The organism is Conexibacter woesei DSM 14684 (assembly GCF_000025265.1).
GTDB lineage: Bacteria > Actinomycetota > Thermoleophilia > Solirubrobacterales > Solirubrobacteraceae > Conexibacter > Conexibacter woesei.
Map to the genome: position 1 here is coordinate 823,697 of NC_013739.1, position 26,654 is coordinate 850,350.

The window sequence follows — 26,654 nt, forward strand, 5'->3', positions numbered from 1 at the left end:
GGCGCCATGCGCGCAGCCACCATCCGCGACGGCGGGATCCACGTCGAAGACCACCCCGATCCGGCCGCCGGAGCGGGCGAAGCGCTCGTCCGCGTGCGCGCCGCCGGCATCAACGGCGCCGACATGCTGCAGCGCCGCGGGCGCTATCCGGCGCCGCCCGGCTCGCCGCAGGACATCCCGGGCCTGGAGCTGGCGGGCGAGGTCGTCGCGCTCGGCGACGGCGCGACGCGCTTCGCCGTCGGTGATCGCGTGATGGCGATCGTCGGCGGCGGCGGACAGGCCGAGCTGGCGGTCGTCCACGAGCGGCAGCTGATTCCGGTGCCCGACGCGCTCGACTGGCCCGCGGCCGGCGGCTTCCCGGAGGTCTTCACGACCGCGCACGACGCGATCTTCTCGCAGGGCGGGCTGCGCGCGGGCGAGCGGCTGCTCGTCCACGGCGGGGCCGGCGGCGTCGGCACCGCCGCGATCCAGCTCGGCCGGGCGGCCGGCGCGCGCGTCACCGCGACGGTCCGCAACCCCGACCTGCGCGACCAGGTCGCCGCGCTCGGCGCGACCGTGATCGAGCCGGAGGGCTTCGCCGAGCACGGCCCGTTCGACGTCGTGCTGGAGCTGGTCGGCGCGCCGAACCTCGACGCGAACGTCGACGCGCTCGCGATCGAGGGGCGGATCGTCGTGATCGGCATCGGCGCCGGCGCGAAGGGCGAGCTGAACCTCGCGAAGCTGATGGGCAAGCGCGGCACGATCCGCGCCTCGACGCTGCGCGCGCGCCCGCTGGAGGAGAAGGCCGCGACCGCCCGCCGCCTCGAGCGGCACGTGCTGCCGCTGGTGCAGAGCGGCGCGCTGCGCGTCCCGGTCGCCGCGACGTTCGGCCTCGACGAGGCCGAGGCGGCGTACGACCGCTTCGCCGCGGGCGGCAAGCTCGGCAAGATCGTTCTGCTGCCGTAGAGGCTGGGGTGGGGACAGCCCCACCGCCCGCCCGGTAGGAGGTCCCATTCCGCGAGCGGGCGGCGGCGCCTATCGTGCCAGTCGTGCCCGCCACCACCCCTCGCAAAGGCCTTCCGCGGCCGTTCCTGATCCTCTGCACCGGCTTCGGCGTCGTGATGGTCCTCTACGCCGCGCTGTCGGCCGTCGCGTTCGGCGTCCGTCAGAAGGAGACGACCACCACGAGCTACGGCGCCGTCGAGCAGCTGCGGATCGACGGCGGCTCCGGCGACGTGACGGTGATCGGCGAGGAGCGCGACGACGTGCGCGTCGTCGCGCACGCCAGCTGGGGGCTGGCGAAGCCCGACCGCGAACAGCAGCTCACCGGCAGCGCGCTGAAGGTCGACGGCGGCTGCGGCTTCTGGGGAAACATCGGCGTCAACACCTGCACGACCGACTACGAGATCCATGTGCCGCGCGACACGCAGGTCACAGCCGACGCCGACGCCGGCGACGTGCGCGCCGTCGGACTGCGTGGTCGCGTGTCGCTGAACGCCAGCTCCGGCGACGTGCGCGCCGAGGACGTCACCGGCGAGCTGTCGGTCAACGTCTCCTCGGGTGACGTGACCGTCGTCGGGTACGGCGGCAGAGACGTCTCGGTCAACACCAGCAGCGGCGACCTCGAGGTCCGCACGCGCGTCGCGCCCGACCGCGTCAAGGCGATCACCGCCTCCGGCGACGTGACGGTGGCGGTGCCCGGCGGCGACACGTACAACGTGCTGACGGACACCGAAAGCGGCGATCGGGACGTGCAGGTCGACCAGTCGGTCGACGCCAAACGCACGATCGAGGCGCGCACCTCCTCCGGCGACGTGCGCGTCGTCCGTCTCGCCGACGCGCGCTGACGCGCTGCGCTACGCCGCGTCCTCGGGCTCGTCGTCCCCCAGCGGGACGACCTCGGCGGCGTGGGTCGTGCAGAGCGCCGGGCCGCCGGACTCCAGCACGGCCTGCTGCTCGCGCGGCGTCAGCTTCGCGCCGCACTCCTCGCACGTGTCGCCGACCTGTTCGAGCGTGCGTTCCTCCAAGTCCATGGGGTCCGTCTACCCGCACCCCGCCGCAGCCCGAACCGGCTTGTGCCGGTCCTAGTACGGCGGCAGGTCCGCGTACCAGTCGCCGAGCACCTTGAAAGCGCGCCAGAAGGCGCGCTTGGCGCCCTCCTCGTCGAGCGCCTCATCGATGTTCGGCACGTACAGCGCGTCGACCGACGGCGTCAGGTGCTGGATCGCGCCCGGCACCTGCTCCAGCTCGCGTGCGAGCGGGATGTCGAGGTCGTTGACGACGTGCAGCGCCTCCTCGCCCATCACGACGACGATCTTCGGCTGCACGATCGCCAGCTCCTCGACGATCCGCTCGACGCAGGCCGGGTCGGCCAGCGTCGGGTCCGAGACCGGGCACTTGACGCAGAGCGTGCCGTAGACGGCGAGCGGGTCGATCTGGAGCCGCTTGAGCGACTTCATCAGCGCTCCGCCCGCACGGCCGTAGAAGGCGACGCCCTCCTCGACCTCCGACGGCCGCGGCTGGTACTTGATCATGAAGACGTCGGCCTGCGGGTGACCGGAGCCCAGCACGGGCATCAGGTTGCCGCGCGGGCAGTGGGGACAGCTCTGGAGCTCGCGGGTGAGCTGGTTCAGCTCCCGGATGGCGCGCTCGAGGTACTTCTCGCGGATCTCGTCATCTGTGGTCACGGGCATGCTCTCGGGAAGATTGGACGCGCCACCGCCATCTCCCTGCCCGTGCATCAGGACTTGCGAACCGCCCGCCGCACGCGCCGGTCGCGTGCGGCCTTGCGCGCCGGGGCCGGCGTCGCCTTCGTCTGCAGGAACTTCAGCGCCTGGACGTACAGCAGGCTGGCGGGCGTGCGGATCACGTCGGCCTCCCGCAGCGACTCCATGAACTCCTGCGGGCCGTCGAAGTCGGGCATCCGGATCCGCACCGAGCCGAGCCCCTGCGCGACGTGCGCGTCGGAGCCGGCGCCCGCCGGGATGCGGTACTTCGCGGCGAAGCGGACGGCCTCCTCGTTGAACTCCTGGATCGCGATGCGGGGGTTGAAGATCTCGATCGCGTCGACGTCGTCGAGCACTGCCAGCAGATGCTCGTAGTCGGGCACCGCGTGCATCCGGTCGAACGGGTGCGGGACGTAGACGACGCCGCCCTGGCGCTTGATCTCGGCGATCGTCGCCGCGAGCGAGAGGCCGCGCGGGATCAGCTCCGTCAGGAACAGGCCGATCACCTCGCCCTGGTCCTTGGTCTTGACCTCCTCGCCGACGATCACCTTGATGCCGCTCGCCTTCGCCTGCGCCTCCAGCGCGCCCGATATCTCGTTGTGGTCGGTGACGGCGATCGCGCCGAGCCCTCTCGCCTTGGCGGTCGCGAGCAGCACCTCCACGGGCGTCGCGCAGTCGCCGGAGTGGTCGGTGTGCATGTGGAGGTCGACGTCGATCAGCCGCCGCTGCGCGACCTTCGCGCGCAGCACGGGGTCGCCGCGGCCGTCGTGCCGCTTGGCGACGAGGCCACCGTAGACCTGCTCCAGTTGGTCGACGACGCGCGACCAGCTGAGGTGCTCGCGCAGCCCTTCCGCGCCCGCCCGCAGCCGCTCGCGCAGCGCCGGCTCGCGCACGAGCCGGCCGAGCTGCGCCGCCAGCGTCTCGACGTCCCCGGGCTCGAACAGCAGTCCGCGATCGCCCTCGCCGACCAGCTCCTCGTAGACGGGCAGCCGCGCGACGACGGGGACGGCGCCGGCGGCGACCGCGCCGAGGAGGCCGCTCGGCGCCGGCGCGGCGCCTGAGGAGGCCCGCACGGCGACGTCAGCGCGTGCCAGCAGCGTCGCCTCGTCGACGTCCTCGGGGCCGGCGAAGGCGACGCGGTCGCGCAGCTCGCGGCGCAGCGCACCGGCGGGCTGGATCCCGCGCGGGGACCACACGGTCGCGTGCCACGGCACGTCGAGCGGGAGCTGGCGCAGCGCGCGCAGGAACGTCCGCACGGCCGGCCGCTCCTCGTCGGAGACGAGCACCAGCTCGGGCGGGCCGTCGCCGCGCGCCGTCTCGCCGTCGGCCACCGCGCGCGGCGGGTCGGCGCCCGGCAGGATCACGCGGTAGTCGGCGGGGAACCAGCGGGCGAGCAGGTCGCGCGTCGCGTCGTAGCTGGCGATGCGCGCGTCGAGCCGGCCGAGGAACAGCTCGACGACGCGGCGTGCCACCTGCGTCGACAGGATCCGCTCGGTCGGTGCGTGGAAGGAGCCGACGTTGAGCGCGCGCGAGTGGCGCAGCGCGGCGCTGGCGGCGCTCGGCGCGAACGGCTCGTGCAGGTGGACGAGGTCGAGCGGCGCGATCGCGAGCGCCTGCTCGATCGTGCGGGCGACGTCGAGCGGCAGCGAGACGGCCTTGCGGCGGGAAGGGGAGAACGGCAGCACCTCGCCGACGCCGAGTACGCGCGGGAAGCCGTCCCCGGTCCCCTCCAGCAGCGCGGCGGGGTCCTGCCGCGCCGCGTGGATCGCCTTGCGCGACTCGCGCACGAGCGCGGCCGACTGCGATGGGGCGACGATCAGGACGCGGTGGCCGCGCGCGGCCAGCTCGTCCGCCACGCGTGCGACCGCACGGTTCACGTCATGCGGCACTTCCCAGGCGTACGGCGTGACCTGGGCGATCGCGAAGCGCTCTGACACGAGTTGCAGGATATCCCTCCGGAACGAGAACGACCCGCCGAGCGGCGGGCCGTTCCGAAACTGCTCGTGTGCGGCGGGTGCTACGCCTCGGCGGGCTTCTCGGCCGGCGGGGCGATGCCCGTCGGCTTGGTGCCGGGCTGGCGGCCGTACTCGGCGATGAACGACTCGGTGTCGTTGCGCGCCTCGTCGTCGGGCCGCTGGTTGTGCGGCGACTTCATCAGGTACGAGCTGGGGCCGTCGAGCTGGCCGCCGATGCCGTGGTTCAGCGCCAGCTTGCAGCAGCGCACGGCGTCGGTGACGATGCCGGCGGAGTTCGGCGAGTCCCACACCTCGAGCTTCAGCTCGGCGATCAGCGGCACGTCGCCGAACGCTCTGCCCTCGAGGCGGATGTGCGCCCACTTGCGGTCCGTCAGCCACGGCACGTAGTCCGAAGGACCGACGTGGACGTCTCTGGCGGGCAGCTCGATGCCGGCGACCGAGGTCACCGCGTTCGTCTTGGAGATCTTCTTCGACTCGAGGCGCTCGCGCTCGAGCATGTTGAAGAAGTCCATGTTGCCGCCGACGTTCAGCTGCGAGGTGTGCTCGAGCTTGACGCCGCGCTCGTGGAACAGGCGCGCGAGGTTGCGGTGCGTGATCGTGGCGCCGACCTGCGACTTGATGTCGTCGCCGACGATCGGGAGGTTCGCTCTCTTGAAGCGCTCGTCCCAGTAGTCCTCGCTGGCGATGAAGACGGGGATGCAGTTGACGAAGCCGCAGCCGGCCTCGATGACCTGCTCGACGTACCACTTCGTCGCCTGCTCGGAACCGACCGGCAGGTAGGAGACGACGACGTCGGTCTTCGTGTCCTTGAGGATCTGGACGATGTCGGCCGTCGGGCCGTCGGCCTTTCTGATCTTCTGCGACAGGTACTTGCCGAGCCCGTCGTGCGTCATCCCGCGCTGGACGGTGACGCCGATTCTCGGCACCTCGGCAAACTTGATCGTGTCGTTCTGACCGGACCAGATCGCCTCGCCGAGATCCTTGCCGACCTTCTCGGCGTCGATGTCGAACGCGGCCGTGAACTCGATGTCTCTGACGTGGTAGCCGCCGAGATCGACGTGCATGAGGCCGGGGACGCGCTCGTCCGGATTGGCGTCTCTGTAGTACTGGACGCCCTGGATGAACGAGTTGGCGCAGTTCCCGACGCCGATGATGGCGACCCGGACCTTGTCCGCCTGGTACCGGCTCGCGCCGTTGGTGGAAGCGTTGCTCACTTAGGTGTTTCCTCCTGAAGGATCTGCCGGGAGAGACCCCGACAGGCGGCGCTGGTTACACAGAAGTTGCGGGCGGTGGGCCGCCCGAGAGCTGTCTGCGCACGTGGAAGATGCGCTGGAACATCGTGAAGACCGACAGCGCGGCGAGCACGTAGACGGCCGGCGCGAGCAGCTCGAAGTCGCCGATCCCGGCGCCCTTCGCGAAGATCAGGCCGATCGAGAGGATCACGACGCGCACGGCGCGGCTGGCGATCCCGACCTTGCACTCGACGCCGAGCGCCTCGGCGCGGGCGCGGGTGTAGGAGACCATCAGCGACGCCAGCACGGCGACGACCGTCGCGGCGACCGCGACGTCGTCGCCGGCGGTCGAGAAGTAGTAGGCGACGGCGGTCAGCACGATCCCCTCCTCGACGCGGTCGAGCGTCGAGTCGAGGAACGCGCCGAACTTCGTGCCCTTGCCCGACATGCGCGAGTAGCGCCCGTCGAGCGTGTCCATCACCGAGCCGAGGATGAAGGCGACGCCGGCGAGGAAGAAGTACTCCTGCCAGACCAGCACGGCGGCGATCAGGTTGCCGACGAGGCCGGTCAGCGAGATCGCGTTCGGCGTCAGCCGCGACTCGATCAGCTTGTCCTTCATCACCTCCGACAGCTCGCCGCGGGCACGCGGCTCGCCGCCGCGCCGGCGGCGCCCGTCAGGCTCGGGTGAGGCCATCAGGCAGTCGCCTCGGCGCGGTCGCTGCCGAACGACCACGCCTGCGGGCGCCAGCGCGCGAGCAGCTGCTGAGAGAGGAGCGCGGAGACGCCGGCGGCGGAGGCGCCGAGGACCGCGTCGAAGATCCAGTGGTTGCCGGTCGCGACGACGACGAACATGACGACGAACGGGTAGAGGAACCAGAACGCCTTCAGCGCTCTCGGCCGCACGAGCCGCGCGAGCGGCCAGCCGATCATCAGCGCGAAGCAGACGTGCATCGAGGGCACGGCGGCGTAGAGGTTCACGAGCGCGCTGACGGTCGAGTTCGACTCGGCCTTGACGCCGGTGAACGTGGCGACCGTGTCGGTGAAGCCCCATTCGGGCATCAGCCGCGGCGGTGCGGTCGGGTAGGCGGCGTAGCCGACGAGCGCGATCACCATCGCGATCATGAACATGTTCCGCACGAAGTAGAAGGAGTCGTTGCGGAACAGGTAGATGAAGGCCAGCCCGCCGACCGTCACGACGAAGTGCGAGTTGATGTAGAGCCAGGCGGTCACGTCGGCGACCCAGCCGGTGCTCGCCGCCCACGCCTGCACGCTCGGCTCGATGAACAGGTTCAGGCTCTGTTCGAGCCCGATGATGTTCGTGGCGTTCCACGCCGCGACCGCCGCCTTGCCGTCGGCTGCGCCGCGGACGATCTGGTAGGCGTAGTAAGCAGCGGCGAAGAGGAGCAGCTGCCGCGCGAGATCAGCCCAACCATGCGGCAGCACCCGTCGCTCGATGTCGCGAAGCGTACGGATCATGTGGAAACGCGCATCCTATCTCGGATCGCGGTCTGTTGGCCCACGACGGGGGTTAGCACCCTCTCAGGGTCGAGCTGGCCGAACCCCGGCCAGCGCCGGGCTCAGCCCGTGCAGCGCGGGCTCTGGGCGGCGATCCGCCCGATCGCGAAGCGCGTCACGAGCCTGACCTCGCCCGCTCTGCGCACCCGCACCTGCGTCTGCTCGCGGCCGTCCGGCGCGACGCAGCCGTCGCCCTTCGCGAGCGCCCAGTACGGCGTCCAGTGCATCCGCAGGTGCAGCGTCGCCGGCCGCGCGACGTCGAGCGTCACGCTGTCGCTGCCGAGCGCGACGATCCGCGCCGGGCCGCTGACGAGCGGGGTCGGGTCCTCGACCGCGTAGACCTTCCAGCCGCCGCCGCTCCACGCCTCTCTCAGATACGGCAGGCCGCCCGCGACCAGCCTCGCCTCGGCACGCGCGGAGTAGTCGAAGCGCGTGTCCGGCAGCGCGACCCAGCGCACGGCCATCTCGTGAAGCCAGGCGCGGTAGCGGGCGGGCGTCAGCTCGCCGTCGTAGAAGAGCGGGTTGACCTTGTGGTCGAGCTGGCGCTCCCAGCCGCGCGCCAGCTCGTGCGTCGGCGCGACGTGGCGCGACTCCCAGTGCAGCTTCGTGAAAGGGATCTCGACGCGACCGATCTCGCCGCGCGCCTCGGCGCGGTCGAGGAACGCGTTGAGCGGCGCGTAGAAGGCCGCTTCGACGCTCGGGTCGCCGTTGGCCGCCCTGACGTCGTGGTAGGCGGAGGTCCACTGCCAGAACAGCAGCGGCAGCGCGACCAGCGCGAGCACGACGCGGCGGCGCGGCCACAGCACGAGCGCGAACAGCGGGCCGGCGCAGAGCGCGCCGAGGCGGGCGGAGTTGCCGCCGACGGGCGTGTCGAGCACGAACGCGGCGGTGCAGCCGAGCGCGTAGAGGACGACGCCGGCGCGCAGCGCCCGCTGCTCGCGCGGGACGAGCCACAGCGCGGCCGCAGTGACGGCGAGAACCGGCCAGTAGGCGGACAGCACGAACGGCTCGACGCCGCCCTCCGGGAACGCGATCGCGGCGATCCCGACCGGCGCGATCGTCGCGCCCGCGACCCCGAGGCCGACGAGGCGGCGCTCGGTCAGCAGGGCGCTCAGTCGCAGCGGGCGCGGGAGCGGGTCGGCGACGGCGTAGGCGGTCGCGGCCATCGCGAGGAAGATCGCGGCGACGGGGCTCGCCAGCGCCGTCAGCACGGCGAGCCCGAGCGCGACGCCGGTGAGCACGTGGCGCCGGTGCGCCGTGCGCGCGGCGCGACCGCGCTCGATCGCCAGCAGCGCGCCGAGCGCGGGCACGAGCCCGAGGCCGAAGGTGAGCCGGCCGCTCAGCAGTATCGTCGCCGTGCCGCCGGCGAACCAGAGCGCGCCGAGCCAGGCGTTCGCGCCGTAGCGCCCGCGCGCGAGCCGCTCGAACAGGACGGCGGAGGCGACGGCGCAGAGCGCGCCGAGGAGGCGCGGCCCGAGCAGCCAGCCGAGCGGCGGGAAGAGCACGCTGTACCCCGGCATGTGGTGGCCGCCGTACCACTGCAGGTCGTACAGCGCGAGCCCTTCGCGGCCGAACAGCCAGGAGCGGTACTCGGCCGCGGCGAGGTCGATCGACGCCGGCTCCCAGAGCAGGTAGACCGCCGCGAGCACGGCGGCGAGCAGGCCGGGAGCGGCGGTGCGCAACCAGCTCGGCACCGCGGCACGGCTGCGCGTCGGAGTGGCGCTGAGGCTGCTCATCGGCCTTGGCAGGCTAACCAACCGACCGGCTCGCGGTCGTTCGGCGGAGCGGCGTCCGTCAGCGCGCGGTGGCCCAGTCGACCGTGTAGACGGCGGCCTTCGCGCCGTCGAAACGGCCGGCCGCACGGCCGATCCCGACGCGGCGGAAGCGCGCGTCGAGCAGCACGTGGCGGTGCGGCGCCGAGTTCAGCCAGCCGCGCACGACCGCACGCGCCTCGCGCGACGGGCTCGTGCGGCGCAGCCAGCCGAGCACCTCGCCGACGGCGGCCGCCGAGCCTGCCGCGCGGGCGACGCGACCGGTCCAGGAGCCGTGCACGAGTGCGCCGGTCCGCAGCATGTGGCGCGAGTGCGCGGAGGCGGTCCGGCTCATCCGCTGGTCGTGCCGCACGGCCGGCAGGCCGCTGCGGGCACGTATGCGGTTCAGCTCGGCCACGACCGCCGGTCCGAAGCGGGGCGCGGCCGCGGCAGACGCCTGCGGCGAGGCCGGAGCGGCCGCGGCAGACGCCGCGCCCGTGCCTCCTGCCAGCAGCGCCGGGACGGCGAGCGAGAGCAGCAGCAGCGCGAGCGCGAGCAGGCGCGGCCGGCGGGCCGGCGCGGCACGCGGCGATTCGTCAGGTGTCACCCAGGAAGGCAGCAAATCGTTCGATGAGATCGGCCCTGTCGATCCAGGGCCAATGACCGGCGTCCGCGACGTGTTCGACGCTCGCCCCCGGCAGCCGCTCCGCATACGCGTCCCCGAAGCTCGGCGGGATGTAGGGGTCGAGCGCGCCCCAAACTACCAACGCGGGAGCGGTCACCTGTGAAAGATCTGTACCAGCGCGTTCGAGGCTGCTTTCAGGTGCGCTTCGGTACAGCCGCAGGATCGCGCGCTGAGTGCCCTGGTCGAAATGGCGCCACGCCGCTTCGATGAACGTGCGCGGCGGCGGTCTCGCGAACGCCGGGCGCATGAACCGGCCCATCGTCCACTTCAGCGTCAGCCCCATCGCCATCTCGCCGAGGAACGGTGTGCGCCAGATGCGCGCGATCCGGTGCCAGCGGTAGCCGGGCAGCAGCGGGACGGCGTTGCAGACGATCAGCCGCTCGACGCGCTCGGGATGGCGGATCGCAAAGGCGAGCGCCGCGGAGCCCCAGTCGTGCACGACGAGCTTGACGCGCTCGACGCCGAGCATCGCGAGGAAGCGCTCGACGAAGTCGGCGATCCCGTCCAGCGAGTACGGGTTCTGCCCGCCCTTGCCCGAGCGGCCGAAGCCGGGCAGGTCGGGCGCGAGCCCGCCGGTCCGCTCCAGGAACGGGATCCAGTCGTCGGAGCTGGTCGGGACGCCGTGGACGTACAGCGTCGGCGCGCCATCGGCTGGCGCGGAGCGCCAGAAGACGGGCTGTCCGTCGAGCTCCCCGGTGTGCTCGGTCACCTCCACGAGGGCGCGAGCTTATACGCGCCTGCGCGCCACAGGGGTTACCTTGCCGATCGTGACGACTCTCTGCCTCGGCGAAGCGCTCGTCGACCTGATCTGCGAGCGGCCGCTCCACGACGTCGCGGAGGCGGACGCGTTCGTGCCGGCGTTCGGCGGCGTCGCCGCGAACGTCGCCGTCACCGCTGCGCGGCACGGCGCCGCGATCGCGCTCGCCGGCGGCGCCGGCGCCGACCCGTGGGGCCGCTGGCTGCGGGCGCGGCTGGAGCGCGAGGGCGTCGACCTGCGCTGGTTCGAGCTGGGCGAGGAGGCGCGCACGCGGCTCGCGTTCGTCGTCGTCGACGAGGACGGCGAGCCGCGCTACGACCTCTACGGCGACGACCCGCGCGCCGTGCTGCACGCGCTGGGCGGCCGGCTGGAGGAGGCGCTCGCCGCCGCCGACGGCCTCTTCCTGACGACCAACGCGCTCGTCGACAGAGCGGAGCGCGAGCTGGTCCTCGACGCCCGCGAGCAGGCGCTCGCGGCCGGCACGCCGATCGTCTTCGACCCGAACATCCGTCTCCACCGCTGGGCGATGCGCTCGCAGGCGCAGTCGTACGCGAACGCCTGCGTGCGCGGCGCGCTGCTGGTGCGAGCGACGGCCGCCGAGGCGGAGCTGATGACCGGCGAGTCCGACCCGGAGCTGGCGGCGCGCGCGCTGCTCAAGGGCGGCGCGCGGATGGTCGTGCTGACGCGCGGGGCGGCGGGCGCGATGCTGCGCGGCGAGCTGAGACTCGACGTGCCGGGCGTCGCGGCGGAGGTCCGCTCGACGGTCGGCGCCGGCGACACGCTGACGGGCGTCCTGCTCGCGCGGCTGGCGCTGAGCGGCTACTACCCGGCGGCGGCCGCCGCGGCGCTGCCCGACGCGGTCGCCGAGGCCGCGCGCGCGACCGAGCGCTGGGGAGCGCTGGATTGAAGACCGACGCCTCCGGCGACAAGCTCGTCACGATCCCGAAGGGCGAGTGGACGCGGCCGACACGCCGCAGGGTCAACGCGATCCGCGACAAGCTGCGCGACGTCTACGGGATCCCGATCATGCCGCCGCACGAGCAGCCGCTCGACGAGCTGGTGCTGACGGTCCTGTCGCAGTCGACCAACGACCGCAACCGCGACGTCGCGTACGAGCGGCTGCGCGAGCGCTTCGCCGACTGGCGCGCGGTGCTGGAGGCGCCGAACGCCGAGGTCGAGGAGGCGATCCGCCCCGGCGGCATCTCGAAGGTCAAGTCGAAGCGGATCCAGCAGATCCTGCGCGCGATCGACGACTCGCCCGAGGGCGCCGGGCTCGACCTCTCGTTCCTGCGCGATGCGAGCGTGCCCGACGGCCAGCGCTACCTCTGCTCGCTGCCGGGCGTCGGGCGCAAGACCGCGGCATGCGTGCTGCTGTTCGCGTACGGGCTGCGCGACGTCCCCGTCGACACGCATGTCTCGCGCGTCGGCATGCGCCTGCGGCTGCTGCGGCCGGGGGCGCCGTTCGAGGAGCTGCACGACGAGATGCTCGACCTCTCGCCGCGCGGCCAGGAGCTGGAGTTCCACGTGAACCTCCTGCGCCACGGGCGCCGCACGTGCCACGCGCGCAGACCCGACTGCCCGGCGTGCGTGCTGAGACGGGTCTGCCCGAGTCGCCGCACCGACGCCTGAGCGGGCGCCCCGGCGCTCGGGGCGAGCTTGCGGATCTACTACACTCTCGCTTAGATTTTTTTCCGCACACAGTCGCAGTACCGCGAAACCGCGAAGGAGCTTCATCCATGGGCAAGACGATCGGCATCGACCTCGGCACGACCAACTCCTGTATGGCCGTCCTCGAAGGCGGCGAGCCGACCGTGATCGAGAATGCCGAGGGCGGCCGCACCACGCCGTCCGTCGTCGCCTTCACGCAGGGTGGCGAGCGGCTCGTCGGCACGGTCGCGAAGCGCCAGGCAGTGACGAACCCGACCAACACGATCTTCTCGATCAAGCGCTTCATGGGCCGCAAGGAGGCCGAGGTGCGCGAGGAGGAGTCGATCGTGCCGTACAAGGTCGTCGCCGGTCCCGGCGGCGACGCGCGCGTCGAGGCGGACGGCAAGCAGTACAGCCCGCCCGAGGTCAGCGCGATGATCCTCCAGAAGCTGAAGGCCGACGCCGAGGCGTACCTCGGCGAGACCGTCGACGGCGCCGTCATCACCGTCCCGGCGTACTTCAACGACGACCAGCGTCAGGCGACGCAGGACGCGGGCCGCATCGCCGGCCTCGAGGTCAAGCGCATCATCAACGAGCCGACCGCGGCCTCGCTCGCGTACGGGCTCGACAAGGAGACCGACCAGACGATCCTCGTCTTCGACCTCGGCGGCGGCACCTTCGACGTCTCGGTCCTGGAGATCGGCGACGGCGTCTTCGAGGTCAAGTCGACCGCGGGCGACAACCACCTCGGCGGCGACAACTTCGACAAGGCTGTCGTCGACTGGCTCGTCGCGGAGTTCAAGAAGGACCAGGCGATCGACCTGTCCGCCGACCCGATGGCGCTGCAGCGCCTCTACGAGGCCGCCGAGAAGGCGAAGATCGAGCTCTCCACCACGCAGGAGACGCAGATCAACCTGCCGTTCATCACCGCTGACGCGAGCGGTCCCAAGCACCTCGACACGCGCCTCTCCCGCGCGAAGCTCAACGAGCTGACGTCCGACCTGCTCGACCGCACCGTCGTGCCGGTCCGTCAGGCGCTCGACGACGCCAAGGACAAGGGCGCCAAGACGATCGATCACGTCGTGATGGTCGGCGGCATGACGCGGATGCCGGCCGTCCAGGACAAGGTCAAGGAGCTGACGGGCAAGGACCCGCATCGCGGCGTCAACCCGGACGAGGTCGTCGCGCTCGGCGCAGCGATCCAGGCCGGCGTGCTCGCCGGCGACGTCAAGGACGTGCTCCTGCTCGACGTCACGCCCCTCACGCTCGGCATCGAGACCAAGGGCGGCGTGATGACGAAGCTGATCGAGCGCAACACGACGATCCCGACGCGCAAGTCGGAGGTCTTCTCGACCGCCGAGGACAACCAGCCGTCCGTCGAGATCCACGTGCTCCAGGGCGAGCGCGAGATGGCGCAGTACAACAAGTCGCTCGGCAAGTTCCAGCTGACCGGGATCCCGCCGGCGCCGCGCGGCGTGCCGCAGATCGAGGTCGCGTTCGACATCGACGCGAACGGCATCCTCTCGGTGTCCGCGAAGGACCTCGGCACCGGCAAGGAGCAGAAGATCGAGATCAAGGCAGGCTCGGGCCTGTCCGACGACGAGATCAGACAGATGGTCGGCGACGCCGAGGCGCACGCGGACGAGGACAAGAGACAGCGCGAGCTGGCCGAGGCGCGCAACAACGGCGAGAACGCCGCCTACCAGGCGGAGCGCCAGCTGAGAGACCTCGGCGACGGCGTCGACGCCTCCTCCAGAGAGGAGATCGAGGCGGCGATCAAGGCGGTCCGCGAGAGCCTCGAGTCCGACGACGCCGAGGCGATCGCGGCGAAGACCGACGCGCTCCAGTCGGCCTTCCACAAGGTCTCCGAGGCGATGTACCAGAGAGCCCAGGAGCAGCAGGCCGCGTCCGGCGACGGCGCCGGCGGGCCGGAGTCCAACGGGCCGGTCGGCGAGGACGCCTCCTCCGACGACGAGGAGGACGTCGTCGACGCCGAGGTCGTGGACGAGGGCAGATGACGATGGGTCACGAGCCGCATCAGCATCAGCAGCCTGAGGAGGCGGCCGTCGAGCAGACGGCCGCCGAGGAGGCCGTGCCCGCCGCCGACGGCGTCCACGCCGCGCACGACACGCCCGAGGACCATGGCATCGAGGTCCAGCAGGACCTCGACGAGCTGGTCGCGAAGGCGGAGAAGGCCGACGAGTACCTCGCCCTCGCGCAGCGCACGCAGGCCGACTTCGAGAACTTCCGCAAGCGGATGGCGCGCGACGTGAAGGCGGCCGAGGCGCGCGGGATCGGCAAGCTCGCGAAGGAGCTGCTGCCCGCGCTCGACAACCTCGACCGCGCGCTCGCCGCCGCCGAGACGCCCGGCGAGGGCGGCAGCGGGGCGCCCGAGCACCACCTGACCGCGGGCATCAGGCTCGTCCACGATGAGCTGCTCGCCGCGCTCGGTCGCGCCGGGATCGAGCGCTTCTCGCCGCAGGGCGAGCGGTTCGACCCCAACCTGCACGAGGCGATGGTCCAGCAGCCGGTCGAAGGCGCCGAGAGCGGCACCGTCGTCGAGGTCTACCAGTCGGGCTACCGCCTGGACGGCCTCGTCCTGCGGCCGGCCCGCGTCGTCGTCGCGGCGTAGGGAGCAGCCTGCATGGCCGCCACCAAGCCCGACCTCTACAAGATCCTGGGGGTCGGCAAGAACGCCACCGACGAGGAGATCAAGAAGTCCTACCGCAAGCTCGCGCGGCAGTACCACCCTGACACCAACCAGGGCGACGCGAGAGCCGAGGAGCGCTTCAAGGAGGTCTCGGCCGCGTACGACGTGCTGTCGGACCCGGAGAAGCGCAAGGCGTACGACCGCGGCACCGGTCCGTTCGCGGCCGGCGGCGGGACGACCGGCGGCTTCGACCCCAACGCGTTCGGCGGCGGCTCGTTCAGGGACATCTTCAGCGACCTCTTCGGCGGTGGGGGCGGCGGCGGGCGCGGCGGCGCCGGCCCGCGCACCGGCACGCGTCCGCGTGCCCAGCGCGGCCGCGATCTCGAGACCGAGGTCTCGCTGACGTTCCAGGAGGCGATCGACGGCACGCAGGCGTCGCTGGCGGTGCCGACCTCGACGCGCTGCGAGACATGCCACGGCAGCGGCGCGAGACCCGGCACCGCGCCGACGGTCTGCCCGGTCTGTCACGGCCGCGGCGTCGAGTCCCAGGGGCAGGGCCTGTTCTCGATCTCGACGCCGTGCTCGCGCTGCAGCGGGACCGGCACGATCATCGAGGACCCCTGCCCGACGTGCGGCGGCAGCGGCGCGCGGCGCACGATCAAGCGCCTGAAGGTCAACATCCCCGCCGGCGTGCGCGACGGCAGCCGCGTGCGGATCGCCGGCAAGGGGGAGGTCGGCGCCAACGGCGGCGAGCCGGGCGACCTGTTCGTCGTCACGCGCGTCGCCGACTCGCCCGTCTTCAAGCATCTCGGCGACCGCGTCGAGGTCGAGGTCCCGCTGACGGTGCCTGAGGCGCTGCTCGGCGCGACGGTCGAGGTGCCGACGCTGCGCGGCTCCAAGAAGCTGCGGGTCGCGCCGGGCACCAAGCACGGCACCGTCCAGCGGCTGAGAGGCGAGGGCGCGCCGAGACTCGGCGGCAGAGGCCGGGGCGACATCCACTACCGCTTCGTGATCGACGTCCCGAGAGACCTCACCTCCGACCAGCGCCGTGCGGTCGACGAGCTGGCGAAGACGATGAACGGCAACCCGCGCGCCCGCCTCTTCAGCGGCCGCACGGAAGCGCGGGCGTGATGAGCAGCGGCGGCCGCCGGATACGGACGACGACGCGGATCGAGGTCAGCGACGACCGCGGCGTCTTCATGATCTCGGTCGCCGCCGAGCTCGCCGAGATGCACCCGCAGACGCTGCGGATGTACGAGCAGCGCGGGCTGATCCAGCCGAAGCGCTCGCCGAAGGGAACGCGCCTGTACTCGCACAAGGACGTCGAGCGGCTGCGCCGGATCCAGGAGATGACGGCCGAGCTGGGGATGAACCTCGCCGGCGTCGAGCGCGTCTTCGAGCTGGAGGAGCAGCTGGAGGCGGCCAGCTCGAAGGTGCGCCGGCTGGAGCGGCGCGCGCGTGACCTGGCGCAGGAGGTCGAGCGGCTGGAGGAGCTGCGGCGCTCGCTGCGCGCGGAGATCGTCCCGTACGTCCGCGGCGGCGCGATCGTGCCTCACAGACCCGCCCCGCCGCGCTACAGAATTCCCGTCGAGCGCCCTTCGAAAGACGGCGACGACGCGGTATGATCTAAGTCACTTACACTTAGATCTCAACCCCTTGGAGGACCCGCCGGATGCAGCTCGACCGCTTCACGATCAAGTCACAGGAGGCGATCCAGGCCGGTCTGCGGCTGGCCGAGGAGCGTCGCAACCCGCAGGCCACGCCCGAGCACCTGCTCGCGGTCCTGCTGACGCAGCCGGAGTCGATCGTCCCCGCCGTCCTGCGCAAGGTCGGCGCCGACCCCGCGGCGATCCGCAACGAGAACAACGCCGCGCTCGACGCGCTCCCGACGATGTCGGGGCCGAGTGGCGGCAGCGGTCCGTCGACCGAGTTCATGCAGGTGCTGCGTGCCTCCGAGCACGAGATGCGCCAGCTCGACGACGAGTACGTGTCGACAGAGCACGTGCTGCTGTCGCTCTCGGGTCACAACTCGAAGCCGGGCGAGATCCTGCGCGCCGCCGGCGCCAACCACGAGAACCTCGACACCGCGATCAGAGAGGTCCGCGGCCCGCACCGCGTCACCGACGCCGCGCCCGAGGACAAGTACCAGGCGCTTGAGAAGTACGGCCGCGACCTGACCGAGGCCGCCGCGCTCGGCCAGCTCGACCCCGTGATCGGCCGCGACGACGAGATCCGCCGCGTGATCCAGGTGCTGTCGCGGCGCACGAAGAACAACCCAGTCCTGATCGGCGAGCCGGGCGTCGGCAAGACCGCGATCGCGGAGGGGCTCGCTCAGCGCGTCGTCTCCGGCGACGTGCCCGAGTCGCTGCGCGACCGCAAGGTCGTCTCGCTCGACATCGGCGCGCTGATCGCCGGCGCGAAGTACCGCGGCGAGTTCGAGGACCGTCTCAAGGCCGTGCTGAAGGAGGTCCAGGACGCCAACGGCCTCGTGATCCTCTTCATCGACGAGCTGCACACGATCGTCGGCGCGGGCGCCGGCGAGGGCGCCGTCGACGCCGCCAACCTGCTGAAGCCGATGCTCGCGCGCGGCGAGCTGCGCGCCGTCGGCGCCACGACGCTCGACGAGTACCGCAAGCACATCGAGAAGGACCCGGCGCTGGAGCGCCGCTTCCAGCCGGTCTTCGTCGGCGAGCCCTCCGTCGAGGACACGATTGCGATCCTGCGCGGGCTCAAGGAGCGCTACGAGGTCCACCACGGGGTCGACATCCAGGACTCGGCGATCATCGCCGCGGCGACCCTCAGTCACCGCTACATCAGCGACCGCTTCCTGCCCGACAAGGCGATCGACCTGATCGATGAGTCCGCCTCCAAGCTGCGGATCGAGATCGACTCCAAGCCGACCGAGATCGACGAGATCGACCGCCGCATCATGCAGCTGGAGATCGAGCGCGAGGCGCTCGCGAAGGAGTCCGACGAGGCGTCGGTCGCCCGCCGCGACGCGATCGAGCGCGAGATCGCCGAGCTGCAGGAGCGCTCGGCGGGGATGACGGCGCAGTGGCAGCGCGAGAAGGACGCGATCTCCGCCATCACCACAGTGCGCGAGCGGTTGGAGCAGGCGCGGATAGAGGCCGAGCAGGCCGAGCGCGCCGCCGACCTGCAGCGCGCCGCCGAGCTGCGCTACGGCGAGATCCCGGCGCTCGAGAAGCAGCTCGCGGAGGCCGAGGCGCGCGAGGCCGACGCCGACGCCGAGGTGGTCGAGACGCAGTTCCTGAAGGAGAAGGTCGACGCCGAGGACATCGCCGAGGTGATCGCGAGCTGGACGGGCATCCCCGTCGCGCGGCTGATGGAGGGCGAGGTCGAGAAGCTCGTCCACATGGAGGAGCGGCTGCACCAGCGCGTGATCGGCCAGGACGAGGCGGTCGAGGCCGTCGCGAACGCGCTGCGGCGCTCGCGCGCCGGCCTGCAGGATCCGGAGCGCCCGATCGGCACGTTCCTGTTCCTCGGGCCGACCGGCGTCGGAAAGACCGAGCTGGCGCGCGCGCTCGCCGAGTTCATGTTCGACTCGCAGGACGCGATGGTCCGGCTCGACATGTCCGAGTACATGGAGAGACACGCGGTCTCGCGCCTGATCGGCGCCCCGCCCGGCTATGTCGGCTACGAGGAGGGCGGCCAGCTGACCGAGGCGGTCCGCCGCCGGCCCTACTCGGTGCTGCTGCTCGACGAGGTCGAGAAGGCGCACCCGGACGTGTTCAACGCGCTGCTGCAGGTGATGGACGACGGCCGCCTGACCGACGGTCAGGGCCGCACGGTCGACTTCAGAAACGTCGTCCTGATCATGACGTCCAACATCCCCGGCGGCCGCGTCGGCGCCGAGGGCCACTTCAAGCCGGAGTTCATCAACCGGCTCGACGACATCGTCGAGTTCCAGCCGCTCTCGCGCGAGCAGATCTCGGAGATCGTCGAGATCCAGGTGTCGAGACTGGTCGGCCGCGTCCGCGAGCGTGACATCGACGTCGTGCTGACCGAGGACGCGCGGACGCTGCTCGGCAACCTCGGCTACGACCCGACCTACGGCGCCCGGCCGCTCAAGCGCGTCATCCAGAAGCGGCTGGTCGACAAGCTCGCGCTCGCGATCCTGCAAGGCGAGTTCGCGGCGGGCGACCTCGTCGAGGTCGACGCGATCGACGGCGAGCTGGCGTTCACGCGGGCCGCGCGGCCGGTACCGGCGCCGGCTGGCTGATGCGGATGTGATTGCCGAACGGGTCGCGCACCGCGCAGTCGATCGCGTAGGACTGCTCGACGACGTCCTGGATGAACTCGACGCCCCTGGAACGCAGCTGCTCGGCGGTCCGGCGGACGTCGTCTGTGCTGAAGATCGTCGTGCCGAGGGCGCCCTTGCTGCCGAGGTCGCGGATTTGCTCGACGGTCGCGGCGTCGAACGGCACCCCGGGCACGTAGAGGATGATCTCGTGCGTGGTGTCGCCGGGCGCCGCGACCGTCAGCCAGCGCATGAACTCCAGCTGGACGTCGTTGCGCACCTCGAGTCCCAGCTTGCCGACGTAGAAGTCGAGCGCCTGGTCGTGGTCGAGCACCGTGATCTGTGAGTGGGTCGTCGCGTTGAGCATGTGCGCAACCTAGCCCGGCAGGTCGCCGCCGGCTTCTCCGAAAGTGCTCGTTGGACGGTCCCACGCCATCGCGATGCAGTTCGGCACGCGCGCCCGCGCCGCCGCTCGTTCTCGTTCGCGCGCGCGGTACGCGGTCGGTGAGACGCCGACGACGTCGCGGAAGGTGCGGCTGAACGTCCCCAGGCTCGCGAGGCCGACGTCGAGGCAGATCTCGGTCACCGAGCGGTCGGTGTCGCGCAGCAGCGCCATCGCGCGCTCCATCCGCCGGCGCTGGAGGTAACGGTGCGGCGTCTCGCCGAAGGCGTCGCGGAAGCTGCGGATGAAGTGCGCACGCGACATGTGCGCAGACGCCGCAAGCTGTTCCACGTCGAGCGCCTCCGCATAGCGCCGATCCATCGCGTCCCGCGCCCGCAGCAGGCGGCGGTTGTCTGCGTGCCGGGGCGCTATCTGCCGCCTCTTCTGCCTCTTCTTCTCGACGGTCTCTTGACCTCGAAGCGGATCAGCAGGCGCGGCGTCGTTCTCGCCGACCAGCGGCGCGTCGTGTCGACCTGGAACGTCCACTTGCCGAACTCGTATCTGAACGGGAAGAGTGCGATCGGGCCGGTCTTCAGCGCGCCGCAGAGGTCGTCGGAGGTGCCGATCCGGAGCGTCTTCCTCAGCTTGCCGTTCGGGCGGATGTAGTGGACGTAGACGCCGCGGTTCGGGCCGATGCCGAGCACGCGCCAGCGCACCCGCAGTCTCGCCGGGTCACCCGAGCTGGGGGAGAAGCTGGCGGTCAGCGGCGACATCAGGAAGCTCGTCGAGGCGACGTTCGGCCCGTCGGTGACCGACAGCGTCAGCTTGCGCGTCCCGCTCGTGCCGTTGTAGTCCGGCGCCGTGAAGAGCGCGCGGATCCGGCCTCTGCCGTCGGTTCTGCCGTTGCCCAGCTCCTGTGTGCCGGACAGCTTCGCCGTCCACGTCGTGTTCGGCTTGAAGCCGCTGCCGGTCAGCGTTCCCTCGTCGTTGCTGAGGTAGCAGCCGGGGTCGAGCTCGATCTTCGCCTTGGCACCCGCCGCGCCGGGCTGGAGGCCGCCGGCGAGCAGCGTCGCGGAGACGGCGAGGACGGCGAGCTTGGCGGTTCGGCGGTGTGTCACAGGCACCATCATCGCGCACCCACCCGGCGTCCGGCCACCCGGTACCGACGATCCCGCGGTAGCGCCTCGGCGTTCGGTGGGATAGAAACCAGGGAGGACGAAAGCTCGCAACGTTCCAGCGAAACCCGGGAGGCCCACCATGCCGACGTACGTCATGCTGTCCAAGCTCACGCCTGAGGGCACCCAGACGATCAAGAACAACCCGCAGCGCATCCGCGAGGTCAACAGAGAGATCGAGCAGCTCGGCGCGACGGTGAAGGCGCAGTGGTGCGTGCTCGGCCGCTTCGACTTCATCAACATCGTCGAGGCGCCGGACGAGAAGACGATCGCGCGCGTCTCGCTGGAGCTCGGCTCCCGTGGCACCGTCCAGTACGAGACGCTGACGGCGATCCCGATCGACGACTTCATCTCGTCGCTCTGACGGCGCAGGTCCCGCACGTGTCCCAGAAGGTCCTCGTCATCGGCGCCGGCGGGCGTGAGCACGCGATCGTGCGTGCGCTGAAGCGCTCGCCGCAGGCGCCCGAGCTGCTGTGCGCCCCCGGCAACGCCGGCATCGCCGCCGACGCGCGGCTGCTCGACGTCGGCGTCGGCGACGTCGACGGTCTCGTCGCCGCCGCGCGGGCGGAGGGCGTCGCGCTCGTCGTCGTCGGTCCCGAGGCGCCGCTGGTCGACGGCGTCGTCGACGCGCTCGGCGCCGCCGGCATCCGCGCGTTCGGGCCGGTCGCGGCCGGCGCGCGGCTGGAGGGCTCGAAGGCCTTCTCGAAGGAGATCATGGCCGCGGCCGGCGTCCCGACCGCGGCACACACGGTCGTGACCACGGTCGAGGACGGGATGGCGGCGATCGACCGCTACCCCATCGTCGTGAAGGCCGACGGCCTCGCGGCCGGCAAGGGCGTGATCATCGCGACCTCTGAGCAGGAGGCCCGCGACGCGCTGCACGCGTTTCTCGTCGAGCACCGCCACGGGACCGAGCGGGTCGTCGTCGAGGAGCACCTCGTCGGCGAGGAGCTGTCGCTGCTGGCGCTGTGCGACGGCGAGCGCGCGATCGCGATGGCGCCGGCGCAGGACTACAAGCGCATCTTCGACGGCGACGCGGGGCCGAACACGGGCGGGATGGGCTCCTACTCGCCGGTCCCGGGGATCGACGCGGCGCGCGCGCAGGAGCTGTGCGCCCAGGTCCACCAGCCGATCGTCGACGAGCTGGCGCGCCGCGGGACGCCGTTCCACGGGGTCCTCTACGCCGGCCTGATGATGACGGCGGACGGCGTCAGAGTGCTCGAGTACAACACGCGCTTCGGCGATCCCGAGACGCAGGCGGTTCTGCCGCGGCTGCGCTCGGACCTGCTCGAGGTGCTGTGGAAGGCGAGCGAGCCGGGCGGGCTGGCGGGCGTCGAGCTGGAGTGGTCGCCCGAGACGGCGGTCACGCTCGTGCTCGCGAGCGCGGGCTACCCGGAGTCGCCGCGCACCGGCGACGAGATCGGCGGGCTCGACGCGGTCCCCGACGGGATCGAGGTGACCCACGCGGGCACCAAGCGGCGCACGCAGGACGGCGCGATCGTGACCGCCGGCGGGCGCGTGCTGAACGTGACCGCGCTCGGCGACGACGCGGCGGCGGCGCGCGCCGCCGCCTATGCTGCGGCGGATTCGATCGCCTTCGACGGGCGCCAGCTGCGACGGGACATCGCGCTGCGCGCCGTGACACAGACTGGGAGCACCGCATGACCGACGAGCTTTCACCCATCCGCGCGACCGAGAGCGCCGAGACCTCCGAGACCGTCGCCGCGCTCGAGCAGGAGCTGGAGACGAACGGCGTGCTGGTCGGCATCGTGATGGGCTCCGAGAGCGACATGCCGATGATGGAGAAGGCCGCCGCGGAGCTGAACAGACGCGGCATCGCCAACGAGATCCAGGTGATGTCCGCCCACCGCAACCCGGACACCGTGGCCGAGTACGCGAAGACGGCGCAGGCGCGCGGCCTGAAGGTCCTGATCGCCGGCGCCGGCCTCGCCGCGGCGCTGCCGGGCGCGGTCGCCGCGCACACGGAGCTGCCGGTGATCGGCGTCCCGCTGACGAGCAAGACGTCGGTCGGTGGCGGCCTCGACGCGCTGCTCGCGATCGCGCAGATGCCGCCCGGCGTGCCGGTCGCCTGCGTCGGCGTCGACAACCCGAAGAACGCCGCCGTGTTGGCGGCGCGCATCCTCGGCGCCTGACGGACCGGGCGGCGCCGCTCAGCCGGCGCCGCGCGCGGTCGACTCGCGCAGCGCTATCTCGGAGTCGACGATCACGTGTCGGGGCGGCTCGGCCGCCGCGTTGCGCAGGCGCTCGACGAGCAGGTCGACGGCGACGCTGCCGATCCTGTCCGGGTGCAGTGCGAGCGCGGTCACGGGCGGGCTGGCGCTGCGCGTCGACTCGCTGTCACTGCCGGCGGCGACCATCACGTCCTCCGGCACGCGCAGCCCGACGCCGCGCGCCGCAAGTTGCGCCCCGACCGCGAGCCGGTCCAGCGGCGCGTAGAGCGCATCGGGCGGATCGGGCTCCGCGAACAGCGGCAACGTCGCCTCGTAGGCGCGTGACTCGCTGGCGTTGCCGTCGAACAGGACGATTCGCGGCGCCTGCCCGCGCTGCCCGCACCAGCGCTCGTAGCCGCGGATGCTGTCGAACGTGTAGGAGCGGGTCGGTCTCGTGCTGACGAGCGCGACCGAGCGCGCGCCCTGCTCGGCGAGGTGGTCGAGGACGCGCATCGTCTCGCCCTCGATGTCGTTGTCGACCCACCAGCCCTCCTCGCGCGGACGGCCCGGGACGCGGCCGGCGGTGACGGCGGGGATGCCGCGCTCCTCCAGCAGCGCGAGCAGCGGGCTGCCGCTCTCGGGGTCCTGCATGATCACGCCGTCGACGTGGAGGTCGTCGAGGTTGCCCGGCTGGATCGGCGAGATCACGAGCGCGTAGCCGTGGCGCGCGGCGGCGTTGGCGGCCGACGTGAGGATCTGGACGAAGTACTCGATCCCCGACAGCTCGACCGGCGAGTCGGTCGGCATGGTGTGGGCGAAGGCCAGGATCCCGGTGCTGCCGCGGCGCAGGTGGCGGGCGGCGCGGTTGGCGCGGTAGCCGAGCCGCTCGGCGGTCGCGACGATCTCGGCGCGCGTCGAGAGGTCGACGCGGCCCTTGCCGTTGAGCGCGTCGGAGGCGGTCCCGATCGACACACCGGCCGCCTTCGCGACGTCGCGAAGGGCGACGCGCGTGCGTCTTCTTGGTCGGTCCTGGGTCGGGTCGGGTGTCATGAGGGTGGTGGAGCGCCGCAACGATATCTCGTCTTGACAGTCCTCCGGCGAGCTGCGTACACTGCCCCGCCATTGCTGCCGAAACGTTTAGGCAGCGAGCAGGAGAGCGGAATCGCGATGGAGTGTATGCGATGCCGAAACGTTTCGAGAAGAGGTCGCCGTCCGTATGAACGACTTGCACGCCGAGCCCGACGCCGTCCGTGTCCTCGCCGCCCTCGAGGCGACGCCGGACCGGGTCGTCGAGATCACGTCGGAGCTGGTCCGCCGTGACACCGCCTACGCCCGCGACACGCCCTACGCGGGCCCCGCGGCACCGCACGGCCAGGAGGCCGACGCGCAGGCATGGATCGGCGCCTTCCTCGAGAGGCTCGGCTTCGACGTGCAGATATGGGAGCCCGATCCGGCCGAGGTCGCGGGCCACCCGATGTACCCGGACGGCCTCACGTGGGAGGGCCGCCCCGTCCTCGCCGCCGTCAAGCGCGGCAGCGGCGGCGGCCGGTCGCTGATCCTCAACGGCCACCTCGACACCGTGCGCTGCGAGCCGCTGGAGCGCTGGACGCGCGACCCGTGGACGCCGACGGTCGAGGGCGACCGCCTCTACGGCCGCGGTTCCTGCGACATGAAGGGCGGGATCGCCGCCGCGCTCGCCGCCGCCGAGGCGATCGTCCAGTCCGGCGCCGAGCTGGCCGGCGACCTGCACGTGCAGATCGCTCCCGACGAGGAGACGACCGGGATGGGCGTCGTCGCGCTGCTCAGACGCGGCGAGCGCGCCGACGCCTGCCTCGTCCCCGAGCCGAGCAGCTTCCAGGTCTACGCCGCCTACCGCGGCATCCTCTACGGCAACGTCACCGTCGCCGGCCTGCCCGGCCACGCCGAGATCCCGCAGGCGCACCACTCGCTCGGCGGCGGCGTCAACGCGATCGACCAGATGCGCAAGGTGATGGACGCCTTCGACGCGCTGAGCGAGGAGTGGCAGGGCCGCCCCGACAAGCAGCACCCGCTGCTGTCGACGCCGCGGATCTTCCCGACGCGGATCGCCGGCGGCGAGTTCATCGCCTCGCTGCCGGGCGCGTGCACGATGGACTTCGACCTCACCTACCTGCCCGGCGAGGCGGAGGAGGGCGGCTGGGGCGGCAACGTCCGCCGCGAGGTCGAGGAGCACCTCGCGCGGGCTGCGGCGGCCGACCCGTGGCTGCGCGAGCACCCGCCCGTCGTCACCTGGACGCAGGACTACCCGGCCGCCGAGACGCCGCTTGACACCGCCTTCGGCGGCGTCCTCTGCGACGCCAGCGCCGCGCAGGGCGTCGAGTCCGCGATCGACGGCTTCGACACCTGGGCCGACGCCGGCACGTACCTGCTCGACGGCATCCCGGCCTACTGCTACGGCCCCGGCGCGATCGAGCGCGCCCACATGATCGACGAGTGGGTCTCGGTCGACGAGCTGCGCACCTGCGCCGCCGTGATCGCCCGCGTCGTGACCGACTGGTGCGGCGCGCCCGCCGCCGACTGACCCCCTTCTCAGCACCACCCCTCAGGAGACAGACACCATGCAGCTTGCCTTCGACGTAGCGACCTACAGAGCGCGCATCGAGCGCGTCCGCCAGTCGCTGCGCGACCAGCAGATCGACGCCGTCCTCGTCACGATGCCGGACTCGATCCACTGGCTGACCGGCTACGACACGATCGGCTACCTGTGGACGCAGGCGCTGCTGATCGACCAGAGCGACGCCGAGCCGACGCTCCACACGCGCACGACCGAGGAGCCCGGCGTGCTGGAGACGTCGTGGCTGACGACGGGGATCTTCTACGACATCGCGCAGGTCGACCCGATGGAGGTGCAGGCCCAGACGCTGCGCTCGCGCGGCCTCGACACGGGCCGGATCGCCGTCGACATGCAGGCGTTCACGTTCCTGCCGGCGTCGTGGGAGCGGCTGAAGAAGGCGCTGCCCGAGGCCGACTTCGTCGACGGCACCGAGATCGTCCCGGAGCTGCGGCTGATCAAGTCGGCGGCCGAGCTGGCCTACCAGCGTCAGGCCGCGGCGATGGCCGACTACGCGATGAGCGAGGCGTTCGCCGCGCTGCGCCCAGGCCTCTCCGAGGTCGAGCTGGCCGGCATCATCTCGCGGGCGCTCGGCGAGGCCGGCAGCGAGTACGCGGCGATCCCGCCGATGGTCGTCTCGGGCCCGCGCAGCGCGCTCGTCCACGGCATGGCGACGCGCCGCACGATCTCGCTCGGCGACGTCGTCTGCATGGAGTTCGCGGGCACCGTCCACCGCTACCACGGCATCGTCATGCGCACCGCGGTGATCGGGAAGCCGAGCGCCGAGGTCGCCGAGACGGCGGCGGTGCTGGAGGAGGCGACTGACGTCGCGATCAAGGGCTGCAAGATCGGCACGCCCGTCCACCAGCCCGACGACGAGTGCAACGCCGTGCTCGACCGCCTCGACCTCGTGCGCCGCCGCTGCCACCGGCTCGGCTACTCGACCGGCGTCGCCTACCCGCCGGGCTGGCTGGAGCCGATGACGCTCGTCAAGGGCGACGAGCACGTCTTCGAGCAGGGCATGTCGTTCTCGATCGAGCCGAACATCACGCTGCTCGACCGCGGCTTCGGCATGAAGCAGGGCGACACCGTCGAGGCCGGCCCCGACGGCGGCGTCTCGATGTCGGCCCTCGGCCACGGCCTGACGGTCATCGACTGAC

The 26,654-nt window shown here is 71.9% G+C and carries 27 protein-coding genes; 14 read left to right on the forward strand and 13 right to left on the reverse strand.

Annotated features, from left to right (window positions below):
* Positions 1-6 precede the first annotated feature (6 nt).
* Together CWOE_RS03920 and CWOE_RS30150 are read left to right on the forward strand one after the other, a co-directional pair.
* Positions 7-945: an NAD(P)H-quinone oxidoreductase gene (locus tag CWOE_RS03920; RefSeq protein ID WP_012932271.1), complete on the forward strand. Its 939-nt coding sequence runs from the start codon at positions 7-9 to the stop codon at positions 943-945.
* An 83-nt stretch (positions 946-1,028) separates the two neighbouring features.
* Entirely contained in the window at positions 1,029-1,826 is a 798-nt protein-coding gene (locus CWOE_RS30150; RefSeq protein WP_049793172.1) for a DUF4097 family beta strand repeat-containing protein, read from the forward strand.
* A 9-nt stretch (positions 1,827-1,835) separates the two neighbouring features.
* On the opposite strand, the gene CWOE_RS33280 is transcribed toward CWOE_RS30150, so the two are convergent.
* The 9 genes from CWOE_RS33280 to CWOE_RS03965 form a co-directional block, all read right to left on the reverse strand.
* Positions 1,836-2,012, reverse strand: coding sequence for a hypothetical protein (locus CWOE_RS33280; protein WP_012932273.1), 177 nt, complete (start codon positions 2,010-2,012; stop codon positions 1,836-1,838).
* A 51-nt stretch (positions 2,013-2,063) separates the two neighbouring features.
* Positions 2,064-2,672 carry a uracil-DNA glycosylase family protein gene (locus tag CWOE_RS03930; RefSeq protein ID WP_041730082.1) on the reverse strand — a complete coding sequence of 203 codons (609 nt, stop codon included), beginning with the start codon at positions 2,670-2,672 and terminating at the stop codon, positions 2,064-2,066.
* A 47-nt stretch (positions 2,673-2,719) separates the two neighbouring features.
* Positions 2,720-4,642: a glycosyltransferase gene (locus CWOE_RS30155; RefSeq protein ID WP_012932275.1), complete on the reverse strand. Its 1,923-nt coding sequence runs from the start codon at positions 4,640-4,642 to the stop codon at positions 2,720-2,722.
* Between the two features lie 80 nt (positions 4,643-4,722).
* On the reverse strand, positions 4,723-5,895 hold the full coding sequence (locus CWOE_RS03940) for an inositol-3-phosphate synthase (protein ID WP_012932276.1): 1,173 nt from the start codon (positions 5,893-5,895) through the stop codon (positions 4,723-4,725).
* A 55-nt stretch (positions 5,896-5,950) separates the two neighbouring features.
* Positions 5,951-6,607 (reverse strand): CDP-alcohol phosphatidyltransferase family protein, encoded by a 657-nt coding sequence (locus tag CWOE_RS03945; RefSeq protein WP_012932277.1) that lies wholly within the window; start codon positions 6,605-6,607, stop codon positions 5,951-5,953.
* On the reverse strand, positions 6,607-7,389 hold the full coding sequence (locus CWOE_RS03950) for a phosphatase PAP2 family protein (RefSeq protein WP_012932278.1): 783 nt from the start codon (positions 7,387-7,389) through the stop codon (positions 6,607-6,609). Before CWOE_RS03950 ends, CWOE_RS03945 begins: the two co-directional genes overlap by 1 nt.
* 101 nt (positions 7,390-7,490) lie before the next feature.
* On the reverse strand, positions 7,491-9,164 hold the full coding sequence (locus CWOE_RS03955; protein WP_012932279.1) for a hypothetical protein: 1,674 nt from the start codon (positions 9,162-9,164) through the stop codon (positions 7,491-7,493).
* Between the two features lie 58 nt (positions 9,165-9,222).
* The gene (locus CWOE_RS03960; RefSeq protein ID WP_012932280.1) at positions 9,223-9,786 is read right to left on the reverse strand and encodes a CAP domain-containing protein; all 564 of its coding nucleotides are present in this window, start codon (positions 9,784-9,786) and stop codon (positions 9,223-9,225) included.
* Complete coding sequence (locus CWOE_RS03965) at positions 9,776-10,579, reverse strand: alpha/beta fold hydrolase (RefSeq protein ID WP_012932281.1); 804 nt, start codon at positions 10,577-10,579, stop codon at positions 9,776-9,778. Before CWOE_RS03965 ends, CWOE_RS03960 begins: the two co-directional genes overlap by 11 nt.
* Before the next feature lie 52 nt (positions 10,580-10,631).
* On the opposite strand from CWOE_RS03965, the gene CWOE_RS03970 reads away from it, so the two are divergent.
* The 7 genes from CWOE_RS03970 to clpB all read left to right on the forward strand — a co-directional run bounded on the left by CWOE_RS03970 (position 10,632) and on the right by clpB (position 19,158).
* Positions 10,632-11,528: a PfkB family carbohydrate kinase gene (locus tag CWOE_RS03970; RefSeq protein ID WP_012932282.1), complete on the forward strand. Its 897-nt coding sequence runs from the start codon at positions 10,632-10,634 to the stop codon at positions 11,526-11,528.
* The gene (locus tag CWOE_RS03975; RefSeq protein WP_012932283.1) at positions 11,525-12,250 is read left to right on the forward strand and encodes an endonuclease III domain-containing protein; all 726 of its coding nucleotides are present in this window, start codon (positions 11,525-11,527) and stop codon (positions 12,248-12,250) included. Before CWOE_RS03970 ends, CWOE_RS03975 begins: the two co-directional genes overlap by 4 nt.
* Before the next feature lie 107 nt (positions 12,251-12,357).
* Entirely contained in the window at positions 12,358-14,286 is a 1,929-nt protein-coding gene (gene dnaK, locus CWOE_RS03980; RefSeq protein ID WP_012932284.1) for a molecular chaperone DnaK, read from the forward strand.
* Entirely contained in the window at positions 14,283-14,900 is a 618-nt protein-coding gene (locus tag CWOE_RS03985) for a nucleotide exchange factor GrpE (RefSeq protein WP_081425228.1), read from the forward strand. The genes dnaK and CWOE_RS03985 overlap by 4 nt, the downstream gene beginning before the upstream one ends.
* A 12-nt stretch (positions 14,901-14,912) precedes the next feature.
* The gene (gene dnaJ, locus CWOE_RS03990; protein WP_012932286.1) at positions 14,913-16,049 is read left to right on the forward strand and encodes a molecular chaperone DnaJ; all 1,137 of its coding nucleotides are present in this window, start codon (positions 14,913-14,915) and stop codon (positions 16,047-16,049) included.
* A complete protein-coding gene (locus tag CWOE_RS30160; RefSeq protein WP_012932287.1) occupies positions 16,049-16,543 on the forward strand; it encodes a heat shock protein transcriptional repressor HspR in 495 nt (164 codons plus the stop codon). The genes dnaJ and CWOE_RS30160 overlap by 1 nt, the downstream gene beginning before the upstream one ends.
* A gap of 47 nt (positions 16,544-16,590) precedes the next feature.
* The gene (clpB, locus tag CWOE_RS04000; protein ID WP_012932288.1) at positions 16,591-19,158 is read left to right on the forward strand and encodes an ATP-dependent chaperone ClpB; all 2,568 of its coding nucleotides are present in this window, start codon (positions 16,591-16,593) and stop codon (positions 19,156-19,158) included.
* On the opposite strand, the gene CWOE_RS04005 is transcribed toward clpB, so the two are convergent.
* Genes CWOE_RS04005 through CWOE_RS04015 form a run of 3 tightly spaced genes read right to left on the reverse strand, consistent with a single transcriptional unit; the run spans position 19,118 to position 20,676 of the window.
* The gene (locus tag CWOE_RS04005) at positions 19,118-19,543 is read right to left on the reverse strand and encodes a VOC family protein (protein WP_012932289.1); all 426 of its coding nucleotides are present in this window, start codon (positions 19,541-19,543) and stop codon (positions 19,118-19,120) included. The genes clpB and CWOE_RS04005 overlap by 41 nt on opposite strands.
* 9 nt (positions 19,544-19,552) lie before the next feature.
* Positions 19,553-19,939, reverse strand: coding sequence for a helix-turn-helix transcriptional regulator (locus CWOE_RS04010; protein ID WP_081425229.1), 387 nt, complete (start codon positions 19,937-19,939; stop codon positions 19,553-19,555).
* Between the two features lie 47 nt (positions 19,940-19,986).
* The gene (locus tag CWOE_RS04015) at positions 19,987-20,676 is read right to left on the reverse strand and encodes a hypothetical protein (RefSeq protein WP_148260888.1); all 690 of its coding nucleotides are present in this window, start codon (positions 20,674-20,676) and stop codon (positions 19,987-19,989) included.
* 139 nt (positions 20,677-20,815) lie between these two features.
* Here CWOE_RS04015 and CWOE_RS04020 point away from each other — a divergent pair, with 139 nt between their 5' ends.
* The 3 genes from CWOE_RS04020 to purE are packed head-to-tail and all read left to right on the forward strand — an operon-like array spanning position 20,816 to position 22,886.
* Positions 20,816-21,097 carry a GYD domain-containing protein gene (locus CWOE_RS04020; protein WP_012932292.1) on the forward strand — a complete coding sequence of 94 codons (282 nt, stop codon included), beginning with the start codon at positions 20,816-20,818 and terminating at the stop codon, positions 21,095-21,097.
* A gap of 17 nt (positions 21,098-21,114) precedes the next feature.
* Positions 21,115-22,398 carry a phosphoribosylamine--glycine ligase gene (gene purD / locus CWOE_RS04025; RefSeq protein ID WP_012932293.1) on the forward strand — a complete coding sequence of 428 codons (1,284 nt, stop codon included), beginning with the start codon at positions 21,115-21,117 and terminating at the stop codon, positions 22,396-22,398.
* The gene (purE, locus tag CWOE_RS33775) at positions 22,395-22,886 is read left to right on the forward strand and encodes a 5-(carboxyamino)imidazole ribonucleotide mutase (protein WP_012932294.1); all 492 of its coding nucleotides are present in this window, start codon (positions 22,395-22,397) and stop codon (positions 22,884-22,886) included. The genes purD and purE overlap by 4 nt, the downstream gene beginning before the upstream one ends.
* A gap of 18 nt (positions 22,887-22,904) precedes the next feature.
* Here purE and CWOE_RS04035 read toward each other — a convergent pair whose 3' ends face one another.
* Positions 22,905-23,954 (reverse strand): LacI family DNA-binding transcriptional regulator, encoded by a 1,050-nt coding sequence (locus CWOE_RS04035; protein ID WP_012932295.1) that lies wholly within the window; start codon positions 23,952-23,954, stop codon positions 22,905-22,907.
* A 166-nt stretch (positions 23,955-24,120) separates the two neighbouring features.
* Here CWOE_RS04035 and CWOE_RS04040 point away from each other — a divergent pair, with 166 nt between their 5' ends.
* On the forward strand, positions 24,121-25,464 hold the full coding sequence (locus tag CWOE_RS04040; RefSeq protein WP_012932296.1) for an ArgE/DapE family deacylase: 1,344 nt from the start codon (positions 24,121-24,123) through the stop codon (positions 25,462-25,464).
* A gap of 37 nt (positions 25,465-25,501) precedes the next feature.
* The gene (locus CWOE_RS04045; protein ID WP_012932297.1) at positions 25,502-26,653 is read left to right on the forward strand and encodes a M24 family metallopeptidase; all 1,152 of its coding nucleotides are present in this window, start codon (positions 25,502-25,504) and stop codon (positions 26,651-26,653) included.
* Position 26,654: the final 1 nt, after the last annotated feature.